This is a genomic window from Ureibacillus sp. 179-F W5.1 NHS (assembly GCF_045369345.1).
In the GTDB taxonomy this organism is placed as follows: Bacteria; Bacillota; Bacilli; order Bacillales_A; family Planococcaceae; genus Ureibacillus; species Ureibacillus halotolerans.
Genome location: NZ_JBIQFG010000003.1, coordinates 67,508 through 84,327, shown reverse-complemented (window position 1 = coordinate 84,327; position 16,820 = coordinate 67,508). Strand labels below are relative to the sequence as shown.

General features: G+C 35.6%; 18 protein-coding genes. All 18 read left to right on the top strand.

The window, feature by feature from the left end; all coding sequences use genetic code 11:
- Position 1 precedes the first annotated feature (1 nt).
- The 18 genes from fliR (at position 2) to frr (ending at position 16,562) form a co-directional block, all read left to right on the top strand.
- Positions 2–778, top strand: coding sequence for a flagellar biosynthetic protein FliR (gene fliR / locus ACH0B5_RS02745; protein ID WP_406927360.1), 777 nt, complete (start codon positions 2–4; stop codon positions 776–778).
- A gap of 1 nt (position 779) precedes the next feature.
- Positions 780–1,868, top strand: coding sequence for a flagellar biosynthesis protein FlhB (gene flhB / locus ACH0B5_RS02740; RefSeq protein WP_406927359.1), 1,089 nt, complete (start codon positions 780–782; stop codon positions 1,866–1,868).
- 21 nt (positions 1,869–1,889) lie between these two features.
- Positions 1,890–3,923 (top strand): flagellar biosynthesis protein FlhA, encoded by a 2,034-nt coding sequence (gene flhA / locus ACH0B5_RS02735; RefSeq protein WP_122970373.1) that lies wholly within the window; start codon positions 1,890–1,892, stop codon positions 3,921–3,923.
- Positions 3,920–5,065 carry a flagellar biosynthesis GTPase FlhF gene (flhF, locus tag ACH0B5_RS02730; RefSeq protein ID WP_122970374.1) on the top strand — a complete coding sequence of 382 codons (1,146 nt, stop codon included), beginning with the start codon at positions 3,920–3,922 and terminating at the stop codon, positions 5,063–5,065. The genes flhA and flhF overlap by 4 nt, the downstream gene beginning before the upstream one ends.
- On the top strand, positions 5,062–5,934 hold the full coding sequence (locus ACH0B5_RS02725; RefSeq protein WP_122970375.1) for a MinD/ParA family protein: 873 nt from the start codon (positions 5,062–5,064) through the stop codon (positions 5,932–5,934). Before flhF ends, ACH0B5_RS02725 begins: the two co-directional genes overlap by 4 nt.
- Positions 5,935–7,095, top strand: a complete 1,161-nt coding sequence (locus ACH0B5_RS02720; RefSeq protein ID WP_341361875.1) for a protein-glutamate methylesterase/protein-glutamine glutaminase — start codon at positions 5,935–5,937, stop codon at positions 7,093–7,095.
- Positions 7,096–7,110: 15 nt separating this feature from the next.
- The gene (locus tag ACH0B5_RS02715; protein ID WP_122970377.1) at positions 7,111–9,174 is read left to right on the top strand and encodes a chemotaxis protein CheA; all 2,064 of its coding nucleotides are present in this window, start codon (positions 7,111–7,113) and stop codon (positions 9,172–9,174) included.
- A gap of 27 nt (positions 9,175–9,201) precedes the next feature.
- Positions 9,202–9,645 carry a chemotaxis protein CheW gene (locus ACH0B5_RS02710; protein WP_341361877.1) on the top strand — a complete coding sequence of 148 codons (444 nt, stop codon included), beginning with the start codon at positions 9,202–9,204 and terminating at the stop codon, positions 9,643–9,645.
- Between the two features lie 32 nt (positions 9,646–9,677).
- Complete coding sequence (locus tag ACH0B5_RS02705; RefSeq protein WP_122970379.1) at positions 9,678–10,310, top strand: chemotaxis protein CheC; 633 nt, start codon at positions 9,678–9,680, stop codon at positions 10,308–10,310.
- Position 10,311: 1 nt separating this feature from the next.
- Positions 10,312–10,815, top strand: a complete 504-nt coding sequence (locus ACH0B5_RS02700; RefSeq protein WP_341361878.1) for a chemotaxis protein CheD — start codon at positions 10,312–10,314, stop codon at positions 10,813–10,815.
- The gene (locus tag ACH0B5_RS02695) at positions 10,812–11,102 is read left to right on the top strand and encodes a hypothetical protein (RefSeq protein ID WP_122970381.1); all 291 of its coding nucleotides are present in this window, start codon (positions 10,812–10,814) and stop codon (positions 11,100–11,102) included. Before ACH0B5_RS02700 ends, ACH0B5_RS02695 begins: the two co-directional genes overlap by 4 nt.
- A gap of 209 nt (positions 11,103–11,311) precedes the next feature.
- The gene (locus ACH0B5_RS02690; protein WP_122970382.1) at positions 11,312–12,082 is read left to right on the top strand and encodes a FliA/WhiG family RNA polymerase sigma factor; all 771 of its coding nucleotides are present in this window, start codon (positions 11,312–11,314) and stop codon (positions 12,080–12,082) included.
- An 11-nt stretch (positions 12,083–12,093) separates the two neighbouring features.
- A complete protein-coding gene (locus ACH0B5_RS02685) occupies positions 12,094–12,399 on the top strand; it encodes an RNA polymerase subunit sigma (RefSeq protein WP_122970383.1) in 306 nt (101 codons plus the stop codon).
- Between the two features lie 9 nt (positions 12,400–12,408).
- Positions 12,409–12,996, top strand: coding sequence for a hypothetical protein (locus ACH0B5_RS02680; RefSeq protein ID WP_406927358.1), 588 nt, complete (start codon positions 12,409–12,411; stop codon positions 12,994–12,996).
- 157 nt (positions 12,997–13,153) lie between these two features.
- A complete protein-coding gene (gene rpsB / locus ACH0B5_RS02675) occupies positions 13,154–13,876 on the top strand; it encodes a 30S ribosomal protein S2 (RefSeq protein ID WP_122970385.1) in 723 nt (240 codons plus the stop codon).
- A 197-nt stretch (positions 13,877–14,073) separates the two neighbouring features.
- Positions 14,074–14,958, top strand: a complete 885-nt coding sequence (tsf, locus tag ACH0B5_RS02670; protein ID WP_341361880.1) for a translation elongation factor Ts — start codon at positions 14,074–14,076, stop codon at positions 14,956–14,958.
- 321 nt (positions 14,959–15,279) lie between these two features.
- A complete protein-coding gene (gene pyrH, locus ACH0B5_RS02665) occupies positions 15,280–16,005 on the top strand; it encodes a UMP kinase (protein WP_122970387.1) in 726 nt (241 codons plus the stop codon).
- Complete coding sequence (gene frr / locus ACH0B5_RS02660) at positions 16,005–16,562, top strand: ribosome recycling factor (RefSeq protein ID WP_122970388.1); 558 nt, start codon at positions 16,005–16,007, stop codon at positions 16,560–16,562. Before pyrH ends, frr begins: the two co-directional genes overlap by 1 nt.
- Positions 16,563–16,820: the final 258 nt, after the last annotated feature.

Here is a 16,820-nt window from a genome sequence, read left to right as displayed (position 1 = left end):
AATGACAGAAATTATCCCTAAATTATCCGTCTTATTGTTAATTTTAGTCAGAGTATCTGCTTTTTTTGTGTCAGTCCCTTTTTTTTCGTATCGTACCATTCCTCCTCAATTGAGAATTGCTCTAGCATGTGTATTATCTTGGATGATGTATTACACGATGAGTGCGGCAGCTATTCCGATTGATGGAAATTACATATTACTCGTTTTAAAAGAAGCAATTATTGGGTTAATGATCGGTTTGATTGCTCATATCATTTTATCCGCTGTTCAAATTGCAGGTGGTTTTATTGACTTTGAAATGGGTTTTGCTATGGCGAACATTATCGATCCACAAACGGGTGCCCAAACACCATTAATGGGTCAATTTTTAAATTTTTTAATTTTGTTTGTGTTACTTTCCATTAATGGACACCACCTGATTTTAGATGGCATTTTTTACAGCTATCAGTTTATGCCAATCGACCAATTGTTTCCGAAGTTCGGAGATGAAAATACAGTGGAATTTATAATGAAAGTATTTGCTTCGGTATTTGCCATCGCCTTTCAAATGTCAGCACCTATTGTTGCTACCTTATTTTTATTGACATTAGCTTTAGGGATAACAGCTAAGACGGTACCCCAATTAAATATTTTTGTTATTGGGTTTCCGGTCAAAATCGCCATTGGCTTTCTTGTTTTAATCGTTTCCCTCGGTGTAATGATTGAAGTTATGGAAAAATTAGTAGAATTAATGATACTTTCAATGCGAGATTTAATGCGATTGTTAGGTGGTGCTTAATTTGAAATTATTACTCCCATTAGACATTCAGTTTTTTGCTGGTGAAAAGACGGAAAAAGCAACACCTAAAAAGAGACAAGATGCAAGGAAAAAAGGTCAAGTACTTAAAAGTCAAGATGTAACAGCAGCATTTGTGCTATTAATTCTTTTTCTGTTTCTATACATGTTTGCGCCAACAATGATTGAAAGCATATTCGGCTTTCTTAACCAAGCTTTTCAAAAAAATATGCTCATTGAATCGCTAACGGTAGAAACTGTCATGAAAATGTATTCGGATTCTTTAAAAGAGATGGCAAAAATACTTTTACCCTTTATGTTAATTGCAGTAGTTGGGGCAATAGCAGCGAACTATTTACAATTTGGTTTTCTATTTACAATGGAAAGTATGAAATTAGATTTAAAGAAAATTGATCCGATAAAAGGAATTAAACGAATTATTTCCGTTAGAGCAATCGTAAATCTATTAAAATCTCTATTGAAAATATCATTTATTGGGACCGTAACAACGGTTGTTATTTGGATGAATTTAGAAGAGGTACTTTCATTATCGTTCCAGAGTCCATGGGATACTTTAACTACCGTTGCAAAGTTAGCGGGTATGATGGGGATTGCTGCTTCTATTGTACTTGTACTCATTGCATTGTTTGATTATTTTTATGAAAAATATGAATATGAAAAACAATTAAAAATGTCGAAGCAAGATATAAAAGATGAATATAAAAATTCTGAAGGTGACCCTAAAATAAAATCGAAAATTAAGCAACGTCAACGTGAAATGGCAATGCGAAGAATGATGCAGGAAATCCCAAATGCAGACGTTGTTATTACAAACCCAACCCATTTTGCAATTGCCTTAAAATACGATGAGCAAAACATGGAAGCACCTACAGTTGTAGCAAAAGGAACAGATTTTATCGCTCAAAAGATTAAACTGATTGCGAAAGAAAATGATGTCGTCATGGTTGAAAATCGACCACTAGCTCGGGCGATGTATGATCAAGTGGAAATTGGACAACAAGTTCCAGAGGAATTTTTTAAAGCAGTTGCCGAAATACTTGCGTATGTATACCGTATTAAGCGCAAAATTTAAACCATAGTAGGAGGGAAAAACATGAAGATTCGCGACTTAGGGGTACTAGCTGCAGTAATAATGATTGTAGCCATGCTCATTATCCCTCTACCGACATGGTTATTAAGCTTTTTAATTATTATTAATATCACGTTATCTTTACTCGTTTTATTAGTAACAATGAATATGAAAGAAGCATTAGACTTTGCCATATTCCCTTCGATTATTTTGTTATTAACATTATTCCGATTAGGGTTAAGTATATCGACAACCCGTGCCATTTTAGCGAATGGGGATGCGGGGGATGTGGTCGAAACCTTTGGTGAATTTGTTACAGGTGGGAATGTATTAGTCGGTTTAGTCATTTTCATGTTGTTAGTGATTATAAACTTCATCGTCATTACAAAAGGTTCAGAACGTGTCGCTGAAGTGGCAGCACGATTTACATTAGATGCAATGCCTGGTAAACAAATGAGTATTGATGCGGATTTGAATGCCGGGATGATTTCTGAAAAAGAAGCAAGAGAGCGCCGAGAAAAAGTTTCAAAGGAATCGGATTTTTACGGTGCAATGGATGGTGCAACGAAATTTGTTAAAGGTGATGCGATAGCGTCGATTATTATGGTTTTTATCAACCTGTTGTTTGGTATTATCATTGGGATGCTCCAGCTTGATTATTCGTTAACAGATGCTGCTTCCCATTTCTCAAAACTGACAGTCGGTGACGGTCTTGTTGCCCAAATTCCAGCTTTACTCGTTTCAACAGCGACGGGTATTGTCGTAACCCGTGCAGCATCAGATGGAAATTTAGGAGAAGATATTACAAAACAATTGTTTGCCCAATCGAAACTTCTATATATCGCTGGGGGAACGATATTCCTTTTAGGATTATTCACGCCAATTCCGGATTGGATTACAATTCCTATTGCACTTATTTTAATTGGCGGAGCTTATATGATTCATAATAAAAAGCAAGAAGATCCGGAAGAATTACTTGAAATTGAAGAAGAAGTAGCAACAGATACAATGAAGAGTCCTGAAAATGTAGTGAATTTATTAAATGTCGATCCAATTGAATTTGAATTTGGCTATGGATTAATTCCGTTAGTCGATGCAGCTCAAGGTGGCGATTTATTAGACCGGGTTGTCATGATCAGGCGGCAATTAGCATTGGAATTAGGTATTGTTATTCCTGTTGTACGAATACGTGATAATATTCAACTCCAACCGAATGAATATCGCATTAAAATTAAAGGGAATGAAATGGCAAAAGGGGAGTTATTACTAGATCATTATTTAGCAATGAGTCCAGGTGAAGATGATTCCATCGACGGAATCGATACGATTGAGCCATCCTTTGGTCTTCCTGCAAAATGGATTACTGAAAAAACGAAGGAAGATGCGGAAATGCTCGGATATACAGTCGTTGATCCACCGAGTGTTGTTTCTACTCATTTAACTGAAATTATTCGTGCAAATGCCCATGAATTACTAGGTCGTCAAGAAACAAAACAATTAGTTGATCATTTACGTGAAAATTATCCAATACTTGTAGACGAATTAACACCAACACCTTTATCGATTGGTGAGATTCAAAAAGTGTTAGCAAAACTGTTAAAAGAAAATGTTTCGATTCGTAATTTACCAATTATTTTTGAAACATTGGCGGACTATGCAAAATTAACGAGTGACCCGGATGTATTGACAGAGTATGTTCGTCAAGCTTTAGCTAAGCAAATAACGTCCCAATATGTTTCAGATGGTCCAAATTTAAAAGTGATAACGATTCCTGGAAAAATAGAAAAACTAATCGCAGATAGTATTCAACAAACGGATCATGGAAATTACTTAGCAATGAACCCTCAAGATTCCCAAGCAGTTTTAGAAGCAATTGCTAAAGAAGTTGAGAGAGTATCCTTTATGGAACAATCTCCTATCATTCTATGCTCACCAGGAATACGGATGTATTTAAGACAATTAACAGAACGTTATTTCTCTCAAATACCGATTTTGTCCTATAATGAATTAGATGCAAATGTAGAAATTCAAAGTGTTGGAGTGGTGAATGTAGAATGAAAATGAAAAAATATACAGCACCTTCAATTGCAGAAGCGATGAAATTGGTACGTGCAGATTTAGGCGAAGATGCCGTCATCATTAACTCAAAAGTTGTTGTGACAAAAAAATTATTCGGTTTAATTAAACAAAAGAATTTTGAAGTACTTGCAGGGGTGGACCAGGTAGAATTGCAATCAAATTCTTCAAGTCTACCTGATTTACCAGTTCAAATGAAAAATTTAAAAGGGCCAGTGCAACCTTTGCAAGGACAAATTGACGATTCAGTAACAAATGAACTGAAAAATGAAATAGCAGATTTAAAGACTATGTTGCAGTCAATGCATAGGCATACGATTCAATCAGATGTACCGGAGCATGTTGTGCCCCTTATTGACTTTTTAAAACGTCAAGAGCTTAACGGAGAGCTCATCACGGCAATTAGTGATGAGCTTTTTGTGCACCAAAAACATTCCAATCAACCTTTAACAAAGGAACAGATGAAAGAAATAGCAATGAACACCCTTCGGAACCGTTTATCTGACTTACCGATGGGTGGATTGTCCTATGAGCGGAAATATATCAATGTATTAGGGCCAACTGGTGTAGGAAAAACAACTACCATTGCCAAAATGGCAGCCCGTTCGGTATTGGAAAAAAAGAAAAAAATCGGCTTCATTACAACGGATACGTACCGAATCGCGGCTATAGAACAATTAAAAACCTATGCCAATCTTCTACAAGCACCGGTTGAAATTGTATATAACGACAACGATTATAAAGCTGCCATTGAAAAGTTTGCCCATCTCGATTTAGTGTTCATTGATACCGCAGGACGGAATTATAAAGAAGCGAAATATGTAGAAGATCTAAAAAAAATGATTAACTTCGATGAGGAAGTTGAATCCTATTTAGTCCTTGCTTTAACGGCAAAGGAAGGGGATATGGATACAATTACTCGACAGTTTAATGGGATAAATATAGGTAAATTTATCTTTACGAAGATAGATGAAACAAATTCTATTGGAACTATGTTCAATTTAATGATTAAATATAATAAAGGACTTGCTTACTATACAAATGGACAAGAAGTACCAGAAGATATGGAAGAAGCTAATCTTGAAAAAGTCCTAGAATTGTTCTTTCAAGGAGAATTTTCATGAGAGATCAAGCTGAAAAGTTAAGAATGAAAATGCTGGAAAGTCAAGGTGCTTTAGGAAGGTCCATCGCTGTAGTTAGTGGGAAAGGAGGAGTAGGTAAAAGTAATTTTTCTACCAACTTTGCAATTAATCTCGCCAAACTAGGTAAAAAGGTTGTTGTGATTGATATGGACATAGGAATGGGAAATGTCCATATTATCATAGGTAAAACGGCCCGTTATAGTTTGAAAGATTACTTGTTCGGAGAAGTTTCATTGAAGGAAGTCATGTATGAAGGTCCCCATAACTTGCAATACATTTCCGGCGGTTCGGGTATGGCTTCTATCATAGAATGGTCCGAAGAAATGTTTAATGGGTTAATCGATGCCTTCGAACAATTGCAAAAGTCCTTCGATTATATTTTGTTTGATATGGGTGCTGGTGCTACTAGTTGGTCTTTGGATCTACTTACTTCTATTGATGAAATAATTGTCATTACAACAGCGGAACCAACTGCTATAACGGATGCATATTCGATGATGAAGTTTATCCATTTAAGGGATCAAAGTAAAACATTTTATCTATTATGTAATCGAGCCTTCTCTAAAGAAGAAGGAATAGAAACGTTGAGTAGACTAGAAAATACGATGATGAAATTTTTAAATAAACAAGTTTCAATTTTAGGTTCTTTACCTGAAGATACATCTGTAAGAAAAGCTGTTCGAGAACAAGTGCCCTTTTCCATTGCTTACCCTAATAGTCCTATTGCAACAACTTTGAAAGTGATGGTGCAACAATTTGTAGATCGTCAAATGATAGAAGTACATGGTCAAGCAAAAACGACTACCTTCTTATCGAAATTGCGAAGTATTTTTTCGAAAGGGCGTGATTAATTGGAATTCTCACCAAAAAGCAAACTATTAATAGTAGATGACTCGGCTTTTATGAGAAAGCTAATTAGCGACTTTTTTGCAGATAATTCAAAAATTGAAGTGATTGGCACAGCTCGTAATGGTAAGGACGCCATTCAAAAAATCCAATCATTAAAACCAAATGTTGTGACAATGGATGTAGAAATGCCTGAAATGAACGGGTTAGATGCATTGAAGGAAATTATGAAGCAATGCCCAGTTCCGGTTATTATGCTATCCAGTACAACTAAAAGTGGTGCTGAGACAACATTAAAAGCTATGGAAAATGGAGCAGTAGATTTTGTTGCGAAACCAAGTGGAACAATCTCTCTCGACTTACATAAAGTTAAAGAAGAATTAGTACATAAAGTAGAGCAAGCTGTGCATGTTTCCGTTGCTAAATTAAAAAAACCGATTGGACAACCAAATACATCTGTAGGTAATGCTACAACGAGTCTTTTAAAACGAGATATGACTTTCCGTCAATCAACTATTACTCTACCTAAAATAAGTGAAAGATTTAGCGATGTGGATAGGTTATATCATCAAAAACAACCTTTGAACTCGTCGAAAAAGATACTACTAATAGGTACATCAACGGGTGGTCCACGGGCATTACAAGAGGTCATCACAAAAATACCGAAAACGATAAAAGCACCGATTTTAATCGTTCAACATATGCCGGCAGGATTTACTAAATCTCTTGCAGATCGTTTGAATCAGTTAAGTCAAATAAATGTAAAAGAAGCTGAACATGGTGAGCAACTACAAGAAGGTGTTGCTTATATCGCTCCTGGTGGTTATCACTTAAAACTAAAAAAAGTCGGTTCAATTTTTGAAATTGTTTTGGATAATGATGAACCACCACGTTCAGGCCATCGACCAGCTGTAGATGTCATGTTCGAAAGTGTGAGTAAAATAAAAGACTTTGATAAAGTTGCTGTGGTTATGACGGGAATGGGATCCGATGGCTCAAAGGGATTAGTCGATTTAAAACAAAATGGAAATGTAATTGCAATTGCGGAGTCAGCGAATACATGTATTGTGTACGGTATGCCAAAAGCTGCCATTGAAACAAAACTTGTCGATGAAGTAGTAGATGTTGACGATATTGCTCAAGCGATTATGAAATATATGCCTTAAAGGGAGTGTTTTCTAGTGGAACTAAATCAATATTTAGAAATGTTCATCGAAGAAAGTAAAGAACATTTACAATCATGCAGTGACAATTTGTTAGAGCTTGAAAAAAATCCGGAAGACATCGCGATTGTAAACGAAATATTTCGTTCAGCCCATACATTAAAAGGGATGTCTGCAACAATGGGCTACGAAGATTTAGCAGATTTGACCCATAAAATGGAAAATGTTTTAGATGCTATTCGTAACGAAAAAATACTAGTTACTCCTGATGTACTAGATGTTGTGTTTGAATCGGTCGATCATTTGGAAGCGATGGTTATGAATATTGCGGACGGTGGAGATGGAAAAAGAGATGTTTCGAACACTGTTGCGAAATTAAAAAGAATTGAATCTGGTGAACCGGTTCAACAAAATGCTGTTGAACTAGCTGCGGCCGAAGTGGCTACTACGACTTTAGTAGAGCAAAATAGTCCCGAATTGGATTATGACAGCTTTGAAAAGACTGTAATACTACAATCAACCGAACAAGGATTCAATGCATATGAAATCTCGGTTACATTACGTGCGGATTGTTTATTGAAAGCAGCACGCGTATATATGGTTTTTGATATTTTAGAAAAAAATGGCGATGTTGTAAAATCAAGACCAACTGTAGACAAATTAGAAGAAGAACAGTTTGATCAAGATTTCAAAGTAGCATTAATTACTCAAACAAGTGTAGATGAACTGCATAGTAAAATTTTAAAAGTTTCTGAGGTTGAGAAAGTTACGATTACACAGTTAACGAAGGATAAATTCATTACATCAGCTTCAGCAGAAGCCGCAACTACTATAGAAGAAGTTCGTGAAAACGAAAATCCAATCGTTCCTCAACAAAAGGGACAAGAAGAATCTGTTAGCCAAAAAACTTCTTCTCCTACAAAACATGCAACGAGTAAAACGATTCGAGTAAGTATTGAACGTCTAGATATTTTAATGAATCTATTCGAAGAACTAGTAATTGATAGAGGAAGACTTCAATCGATCTCTACGGAAGTGAAACATGCTGAATTGAACGAGACTGTTGAGCGTATGAGCCGCACAATGGGCGATTTACAAAATATAGTGTTAACAATGCGAATGATTCCGATTGAAACGGTATTTAATCGATTCCCGAAAATGGTTCGGACACTATCCCGTGATTTAAAGAAAAAAATCAATCTGGAAGTCATTGGTGCTGAAACGGAACTTGATCGTACAGTAATCGATGAAATTGGAGATCCATTAGTCCATTTAATTCGAAATTCTGTAGATCACGGTATTGAAAGTCCTGAAGTTCGCCGTGCTAACGGGAAACCGGAAGAAGGAAATGTAACGTTACGTGCCTACCATAGTGGAAACTATGTATTCATTGAAATTGAAGATGATGGTGCAGGAATTAACCGGGATAAAGTATTAAATAAAGCGATTTCGAAAGGGATTGTTTCGAAGGAAATAGCTTCTACTTTATCTGATAAACAAATTAACGAGCTTATTTTTGCATCAGGCTTCTCTACAGCAGATGTCATTTCTGATATTTCAGGACGTGGTGTAGGTCTTGATGTTGTAAAAACGACGATTGAATCATTAGGTGGAAATATTTCAATTGAATCAACTGAAGGAGTAGGATCAATCTTCTCGATTCAATTGCCATTAACGTTGTCGATTATTTCCGTTATGTTAGTAGAAATTGAACAAGAAACGTATGCGATTCCTTTATCATCAATTATTGAAACGTCGATTATTAAAAACAGTGACATTTTAAATGCTCATAACCAAAAAGTAATTGATTTCCGAGGCAAGGTAGTGCCACTTATCTTCTTAGAGGAAATTTTTGAAGTACCGAGAAAAGAACAAATTGATCAAGATTACCATTCGGTAGTCATTGTTCGTAAAGGTGAAAAACTTGCAGGTTTAGTAGTAGATTCCTTTATCGGTCAACAAGAAATCGTTCTGAAGTCATTAGGAAACTACTTAACAAACATATTTGCTATTTCTGGAGCGACTATTTTAGGAAACGGTAAAGTAGCATTAATCGTTGATTGCAATGCGTTAATGAAATAATGAAGATGAATGAAAGAGGTGTTGGTCATGCATGCTGTTGAACAAGAGATTTTAAAGGTCATTGTCTTTCAATTAGCAGATAAGGAATATGCCATTCCTTTATCGAATGTACAAGGAATTGAAAAACTAATGCATATTACGCGGGTTCCTAAGACGGAGAAATATGTAAAGGGTGTTATTAATTTACGTGGAGTTGTCACACCTATTATTGATTTACGTGAACGATTCGGAATACCTGTATCTGATAACGAAGAAACAACTCGAATTATTATTATTACGACGGATGAGATGGAAGTTGGATTTGTAGTCGATTCAGCAAATGATGTAATTGATATACCGGTCAACGCCATTGAACAACAACCGGAAGTAGTAGGCTCCAATGAAGTTGATTTTATATCTGGTGTAGCAAAATTGGAAAATCGATTATTAATATTATTGCATCTAGATAAAGTATTAAATCCAGCTGAGTAAATGATGTTTCAGTTAAAAGTGGGGATAAAGTAATGGGACAAATTGAAAAAATTACGTCGCTGCACTTAGATGTTTTAAAGGAGATAGGAAATATAGGTGCTGCACATGCTGCGACGTCCCTTTCTGAGTTGTTAAGAAAGAAAATCGATATGCATGTGCCAAAGGTGGAAATGGTGTCGTTTAATGACATGATGGAGCATGTTGGTGGCGCTGAAACGGTCGTTGTTGGTATTTATCTTCGCATAGAAGGTGATGTGGACGGTAGTATGTTTTTCATTCTGCCTATTGCACAAGCAAATCGTTTTATTCAAAGGTTAATTAACGATCCACATTTTAATTTTAATGAACATCCAATTTCAGAAATCGGTTTATCCGCCATGCAAGAGTTGGGAAATATATTGTCTGGTTCCTATTTGTCGGCTTTGTCTGATTTTACTGGCTTAAAAATTTATCCAACCGTTCCAGGTTTAAGTGTCGATATGTTTGGGGCGATCATTAGTATTGGGTTAATTGAAATTTCTGAAGTTAGTGACCATGTTATTGCCATTAATACTTCTATTTTTGAAGAAGATATAAAGCATCGAAATGAAGTTCAAGGACATTTCTTTTTATTACCAGATCCTGAATCCTTTACATCGATTTTTAAATCATTAGGAGTTTCATAACATGATTCAATCTATTAATCATCAAGTCGTTAAAGTGGGAATTGCAGAATTAGATATAGTAAAAACGCCCGATACAATTCGAACATCCGGTTTAGGCTCTTGCGTTGGAGTTGTGTTATATGATGAAACTAAAAAAATTGCAGGGTTAGTTCATATAATGTTACCCGATTCCAATTTAGCTAGAGCCGAAACGTTGAATTCAGCTAAATTTGCCGATACCGGCATAAAAGCTTTAATTGAGAGATTAAAAATTGAAGGTGTTCAAACCTTTCGATTAAAGGCGAAAATAGCTGGTGGTGCACAAATGTTTAAATTTACTTCTGCTAAAGATACTATGAGAATTGGTCCTAGAAATGTCGAAGCTGTCAAAAAGGAACTGAAGAAAAATAGCATTCCGATAATTGCTGAAGATACGGGAGGCAATAGTGGAAGAACAATTGAGTTTAATCCCGCTACTTGTATGTTGAACATTCGAACGGTGAATCAAGGAGTGATGGAAATATGATGTTTGGATCTATTTTTTATAATTTTTGGGCTGCCATCATCGGGTTTTCCCTCTATTTCTTTAGTACGCTATCTAAAGATGTACCTTTAAAGGTCCTGATCGGTTCTTTTATAGCTGCCATTATTTCATTTCTTCTTATGTATGCCTTTCGATTTGTAATCGCTTATATATTACATACACCTGAAGAAAATTTGGTTACGGATAGAAATGATTCTATACAAATACAGCCTCAAGATGAAAAGGATTTGTCGACGATTGAATTGAGAGATGAACCTCAAAGGAACTAATTTAGAATGTTCCTGGAAATTCGTCATAAAAAAGACAAATTATTGATAATTAAATGAAAAGAGTCGGGGAAACGGCTCTTTTTTCATAGTTAATTGCAAAAAAAATAGTCCAAAAGGTAATGTATTTTATCTAATATATGAGTGTGTTTTTTTGTGACATTTGATATAATAATTGGTAGTAAGGAACGTTTGTAAGAGAGGTGGATTCGATGGTACAACTGCAAATTGATAATGAACAAACCCTTTGGAATCGCTGGCTTAATGATCGAGATCCTCATGCAGGTAACATGCTTATTAAAAAATATAAGCCTCTTGTTTCCTATCATGTACAACGGATAGGTGCAGGTGTTCCTAAAAATGTATCTCGAGATGATTTGATGAGCTTGGGGATGATGGGACTTTTTGATGCTTTAAATAAATTTGACATAAATAGAGATTTGAAATTTGATACATATGCTTCCTTCCGAGTGCGCGGTGCTATTATCGACGGCTTAAGAAAAGAAGATTGGTTACCACGTTCGGCAAGGGAAAAAGCAAAAAAGATGGAAGCACAAATTGAAAAATTAGAACAGCAACTAATGCGCCATGCGACTCCTGAAGAGCTCGCTCAGTTCATGGATTTACCGATTGATGAAGTATACCAAACAGTGCAAGAACATTTCTTTTCTAATGTATTATCAATTAACGAACAACAAGATCAAGAAGAGTTAGAAGGAAAAGCATTCGTTATTCGAGATAATCAAACGAAAACGCCTGAACAAGAAGCTGTGCATGCGGAATTGATTTCTGATTTAGAAAGAAATATAAAAAAATTAAATGAAAAAGAACAACTGGTTTTAAGTTTATTTTATACAGAAGAATTAACCCTAACTGAAATTGGAGAGATACTCGAATTATCTACTTCCCGTATTTCTCAAATTCATTCAAAGGCATTGTTTAAATTACGGAAGTGTCTTTCAAACGAAGTCATTCATGACTAAGGGGGAATATTGTGAGTTTAAAAGGACTTGAACTACAAATTGCTATTCCAAAAACTTACGATGCAGGAAAAATGGTTGAACAGCATCAGCAAAATGTTATTCAACAACAATATAATGCGAATGAAGCATTAAAAAAAGAAATTGAAAGAAAACAACTAGCCGTTGTTGATACGGAAAAAACAGATAAAATTTCCGATAGAGAAAAAAAAGAAAAACACAATCAACATGATATGTCGAAGGATAAAAAGCAACAGCAGGAAAAGGAACAACAAGCAAAGCATCCTTATAAAGGCAATATTATTGATTTTAGTGGATAGGAGAACAATATGGTCGCTATAGTACTTATCATATTGACAATTTCTCAGCTCATCTGTTTTTATTTCATAATTCTTTTAAATACAAAAGTCTCAAAGTTTAAAGATTTGGAAAAACGACAGGATCAACTCATTCGGGAAATGGATGATGCCCTTGCCCTATATCTTGTTGAGATAAAGGAAGAAAATGATCGTTTTATTAAAGAACTGACGAAGGTAAAACAAACAGAGTTGAAAAATAATGAAATAAACGAATCGACATTGGCTAAGATGGAAAAGGTGGAAGAAAAGGAACCTTCGCAAAAAAGTTCAGTTGATAATGCAAATCAACAACCTGCCGTTGAAACCAAAACATATATTCCGAAAATGAAAGTAGAAAATGCTTATAAGAAACAAAAAGCGATGACGGTAAAACAAAAGGATTCTCAAGATTTTCAAAAAGAGGTCGAAAATCAAGGGGAAAACAACAAATCTAGTCTCCCAGATTTTGAGCAAAAGGTACTAAATTTGCATCAAGAAGGGAAGACGATTGATGAAATCGCAAAAATTACCAAAAAAGGAAAGACTGAAATAGAGCTGTTGATTAAGTTTCATGCGTAAAATTTGTTGCATATAGATATTCAGTGTGTTATATTATCAATTGGTGTTAATTACACACGCATTTTGATGTAGTAAGTGGTGCTTTTTGAATAAAAAGTTGCTTGTTACAGATGAAAAATGCGGAGGAACAAAACCAAAAATCTAGGAGGAACTATTCATGTCAGTAATTTCAATGAAACAATTACTTGAAGCTGGTGTACATTTCGGACACCAAACTCGCCGTTGGAACCCAAAAATGAAAAAATACATTTTTGTTGAACGTAACGGTATCTACATTATCGATTTACAAAAAACAGTTAAGAAATTAGAAGAAGCTTACGACTTCATGCGTCAAGTTGGCCAAGATGGCGGTAAAGTACTATTTGTTGGTACTAAAAAACAAGCGCAAGAAGCGATTAAAGAAGAAGCTGAACGTTCTGGTAACTACTATATTAACCAACGTTGGTTAGGTGGTACTTTAACAAACTTCGGTACAATCCAAAAACGTGTTGCTCGTATGAAAGCAATTGAAAAAATGGAAGAAGACGGTACTTTCGACGTACTTCCTAAAAAAGAAGTTATTCAACTTAAAAAAGAACACGAACGTCTTGTTAAATTCTTAGGCGGTATTCGTGATATGGCTGGTATTCCAGATGTAATGTTCGTGGTTGACCCACGTAAAGAGCGTATTGCTGTTGCAGAAGCTCGTAAATTAAATATTCCTATCGTAGGTATTGTTGATACAAACTGTGATCCAGATGAAATCGACTACGTAATCCCTGCAAACGATGATGCTATCCGCGCTGTTAAATTATTAACTGCAAAAATGGCTGATGCTCTTATTGAATCAAAACAAGGTGAATCTGAAGCTCCAGCTGAAGAAGTAGTTGCTGCTGAGTAATTCACTATTAGATAACTTAGCTTAAACAGCAGGTTTTCTGATGATAAGCCTTAGTTGCACTTATGCAGCTAAGGAAGTGTTGAACTTTCTTAGCTGCCTACAAAAAGGTGATAAGTGGATGAAACCTCTTATCACCTTTTTTTAAAGCATATGTTACAAAAAATTTAATATTAGATAACCCGAGGAGGAAACTTCAAATGGCAATTACTGCACAATTAGTAAAAGAACTTCGTGAAAAAACTGGCGCAGGTATGATGGACTGTAAAAAAGCTTTAGTACAAACTGATGGTGACATCGAAGCTGCTATCGACTTCTTACGTGAAAAAGGTCTTTCTTCAGCTGCTAAAAAAGCTGACCGTATCGCTGCAGAAGGTACAACTTACGTGTTAACTGAAGGAAATGAAGCGGTTATTTTAGAAGTAAACGCTGAAACGGACTTCGTTGCGAAAAACGAAAAATTCCAAGTGCTTGTTGAAGAATTAGCAAAACAAATTTTAGCTGCAAAACCAGCATCAGTTGAAGCTGCTTTAGAAATTGCTAACGCTGAAGGCGTGAAAATCGCTGACCAAATTTCAACTGCTGTTGCAACAATTGGTGAAAAAATTACTCTTCGTCGTTTCGAAGTAAAAACAAAAACTGACAACGATGCGTTCGGTTCTTACTTACACATGGGCGGAAAAATCGGTGTATTAGTAGTTCTTGAAGGATCTACTAACGAAGAAGCTGCAAAAGATGTTGCAATGCACATCGCTGCAATTAACCCTAAATACGTATCTCGTGATGAAGTTTCTCAAGAAGAGGTTGCTCACGAACGTAAAATTTTAACAGAACAAGCTTTAAACGAAGGTAAACCAGAAAACATCGTAGCGAAAATGGTTGAAGGTCGTCTTGGTAAATACTTCGAAGAAATTTGCTTACTTGACCAAACTTTCGTTAAAAATTCAGATCAAAAAGTTCGTGACTTCGTTAAAACAACAGGTGGTAATGTAACTTCATTCGTACGTTACGCTGTTGGTGAAGGTATTGAAAAACGTGAAGATAACTTCGCTGAAGAAGTAATGAATCAAGTTAAAGGTAACTAATATAAGAAATAAGAAAACAAATCGATTATTGTATGGTTTGTTGACTTATTGAGTTTTACGGGCAGTTATACCAACTCGTTTATCGTAGTGGTGTTGCTGCCCGTTCATACGGAATAATTTGGTTGTGTGTTTAACACAATAAAGTTAGATAGGGGACACGGAGTCAGTGTTCCCTATTTTTCAAGAGTTTTTTGCATATATCTTTAACGCTAGAGCCGTTTTCCGAAAGTTTTGTCTCATCTTTTTCAATGGAGAAGGTTGCGACTCAAAAATGAGGAAGACTTGCGTTAGTTAAATAAAATTGAGTTGCGGAGGATTACTATGAGTGTGCCACAATATAATCGAGTAGTTATAAAAATTAGCGGTGAGGCATTAGCAGGAGAAGCTGGCTTCGGATTATCACCAAAAATTATTAAGTCTGTTGCAGAAGATATTAAAGAAGTAGTTGAACTTGGTGTAGAAGTAGCGGTAGTTGTTGGTGGCGGTAACATTTGGCGAGGGAAAGTAGGAAGCGAAATGGGAATGGACCGTGCTTCTGCTGATTACATGGGAATGTTAGCGACTGTTATGAATTCATTAGCATTACAAGATGCCCTTGAAAAATTGGAAATTGAAACTCGTGTTCAGTCTTCCATCGTCATGACACAAGTTGCGGAGCCTTACATACGTCGAAAAGCGGTGCGCCATTTAGAGAAAAAACGTGTCGTTATTTTTGCTGCTGGTACAGGAAATCCATTTTTCTCTACAGATACAACAGCTGCATTACGTGCTGCTGAAATTGATGCAGATGCCATTTTAATGGCAAAAAATAATGTTGATGGCGTTTATTCTGCTGATCCAAAAACTGATAATACTGCTGTTAAATATGACACACTCACATATTTAGACGTAATTCAACAAGGATTACAGGTAATGGATTCTACAGCTTCCACTTTATGTATGGACAATGACATCCCATTAATAGTATTCTCTATAATGAATAAAGGTAATATTAAACGTGCCGTACTCGGTGATAAAATCGGTACAGTTGTTAGGAGGAATTTTTAATGCCTAAACAAGTAATAGCTCAAGCTCAGGAAAAAATGAACAAATCGATTACAGCATTTACACGCGAATTAGCTTCTATTCGTGCAGGTCGTGCGAATGCATCTTTGTTAGACAGAATTACTGTTGACTACTACGGTGCTCCAACTCCAGTAAATCAATTGGCTGGTATTTCTGTACCAGAAGCTCGTTTACTAGTTATCCAACCGTATGACAAATCTGTTCTAGGTGAAATTGAAAAAGCAATTATGAAGTCAGATATCGGGATTACACCGACAAACGATGGGAATGTAATTCGCTTAACAGTTCCAGCTTTAACAGAAGAACGCCGTAAAGACCTTGTAAAAGTTGTGAAAAAAGAAGCGGAGGAAGCAAAGGTTGCAATCCGTAACGTCCGTCGTGATGCAAACGATGAATTGAAAAAATTAGAAAAAAATGGCGACATAACTGAAGACGATTTACGTGGTTACAGTGACGATATTCAAAAACTTACTGATGACTTTATCGTGAAAATTGATCAAATTGCTAAAGATAAAGAACAAGAAATCTTATCAGTATAAGAAAACCTTTCTTTGTTCTTATTTCTTGGCGAACGTAAGTTTTAAGTTTCAGATTGAATAATGAACAAAATCAGGTGTAGGGCGTCCTATCAGTTAGGACGTCTTTTTCTTTCGTATATTCATTAGAGAGAGAAAATTTGAATTTATCGTTTAGTATACATAATAAGGTAACTGGTCATATTCGTATAATTAGTTTTACGATATAATAAATTTATACGTATACATATATTTCAAAATAAATTAAGAAAAGGTAAAAAG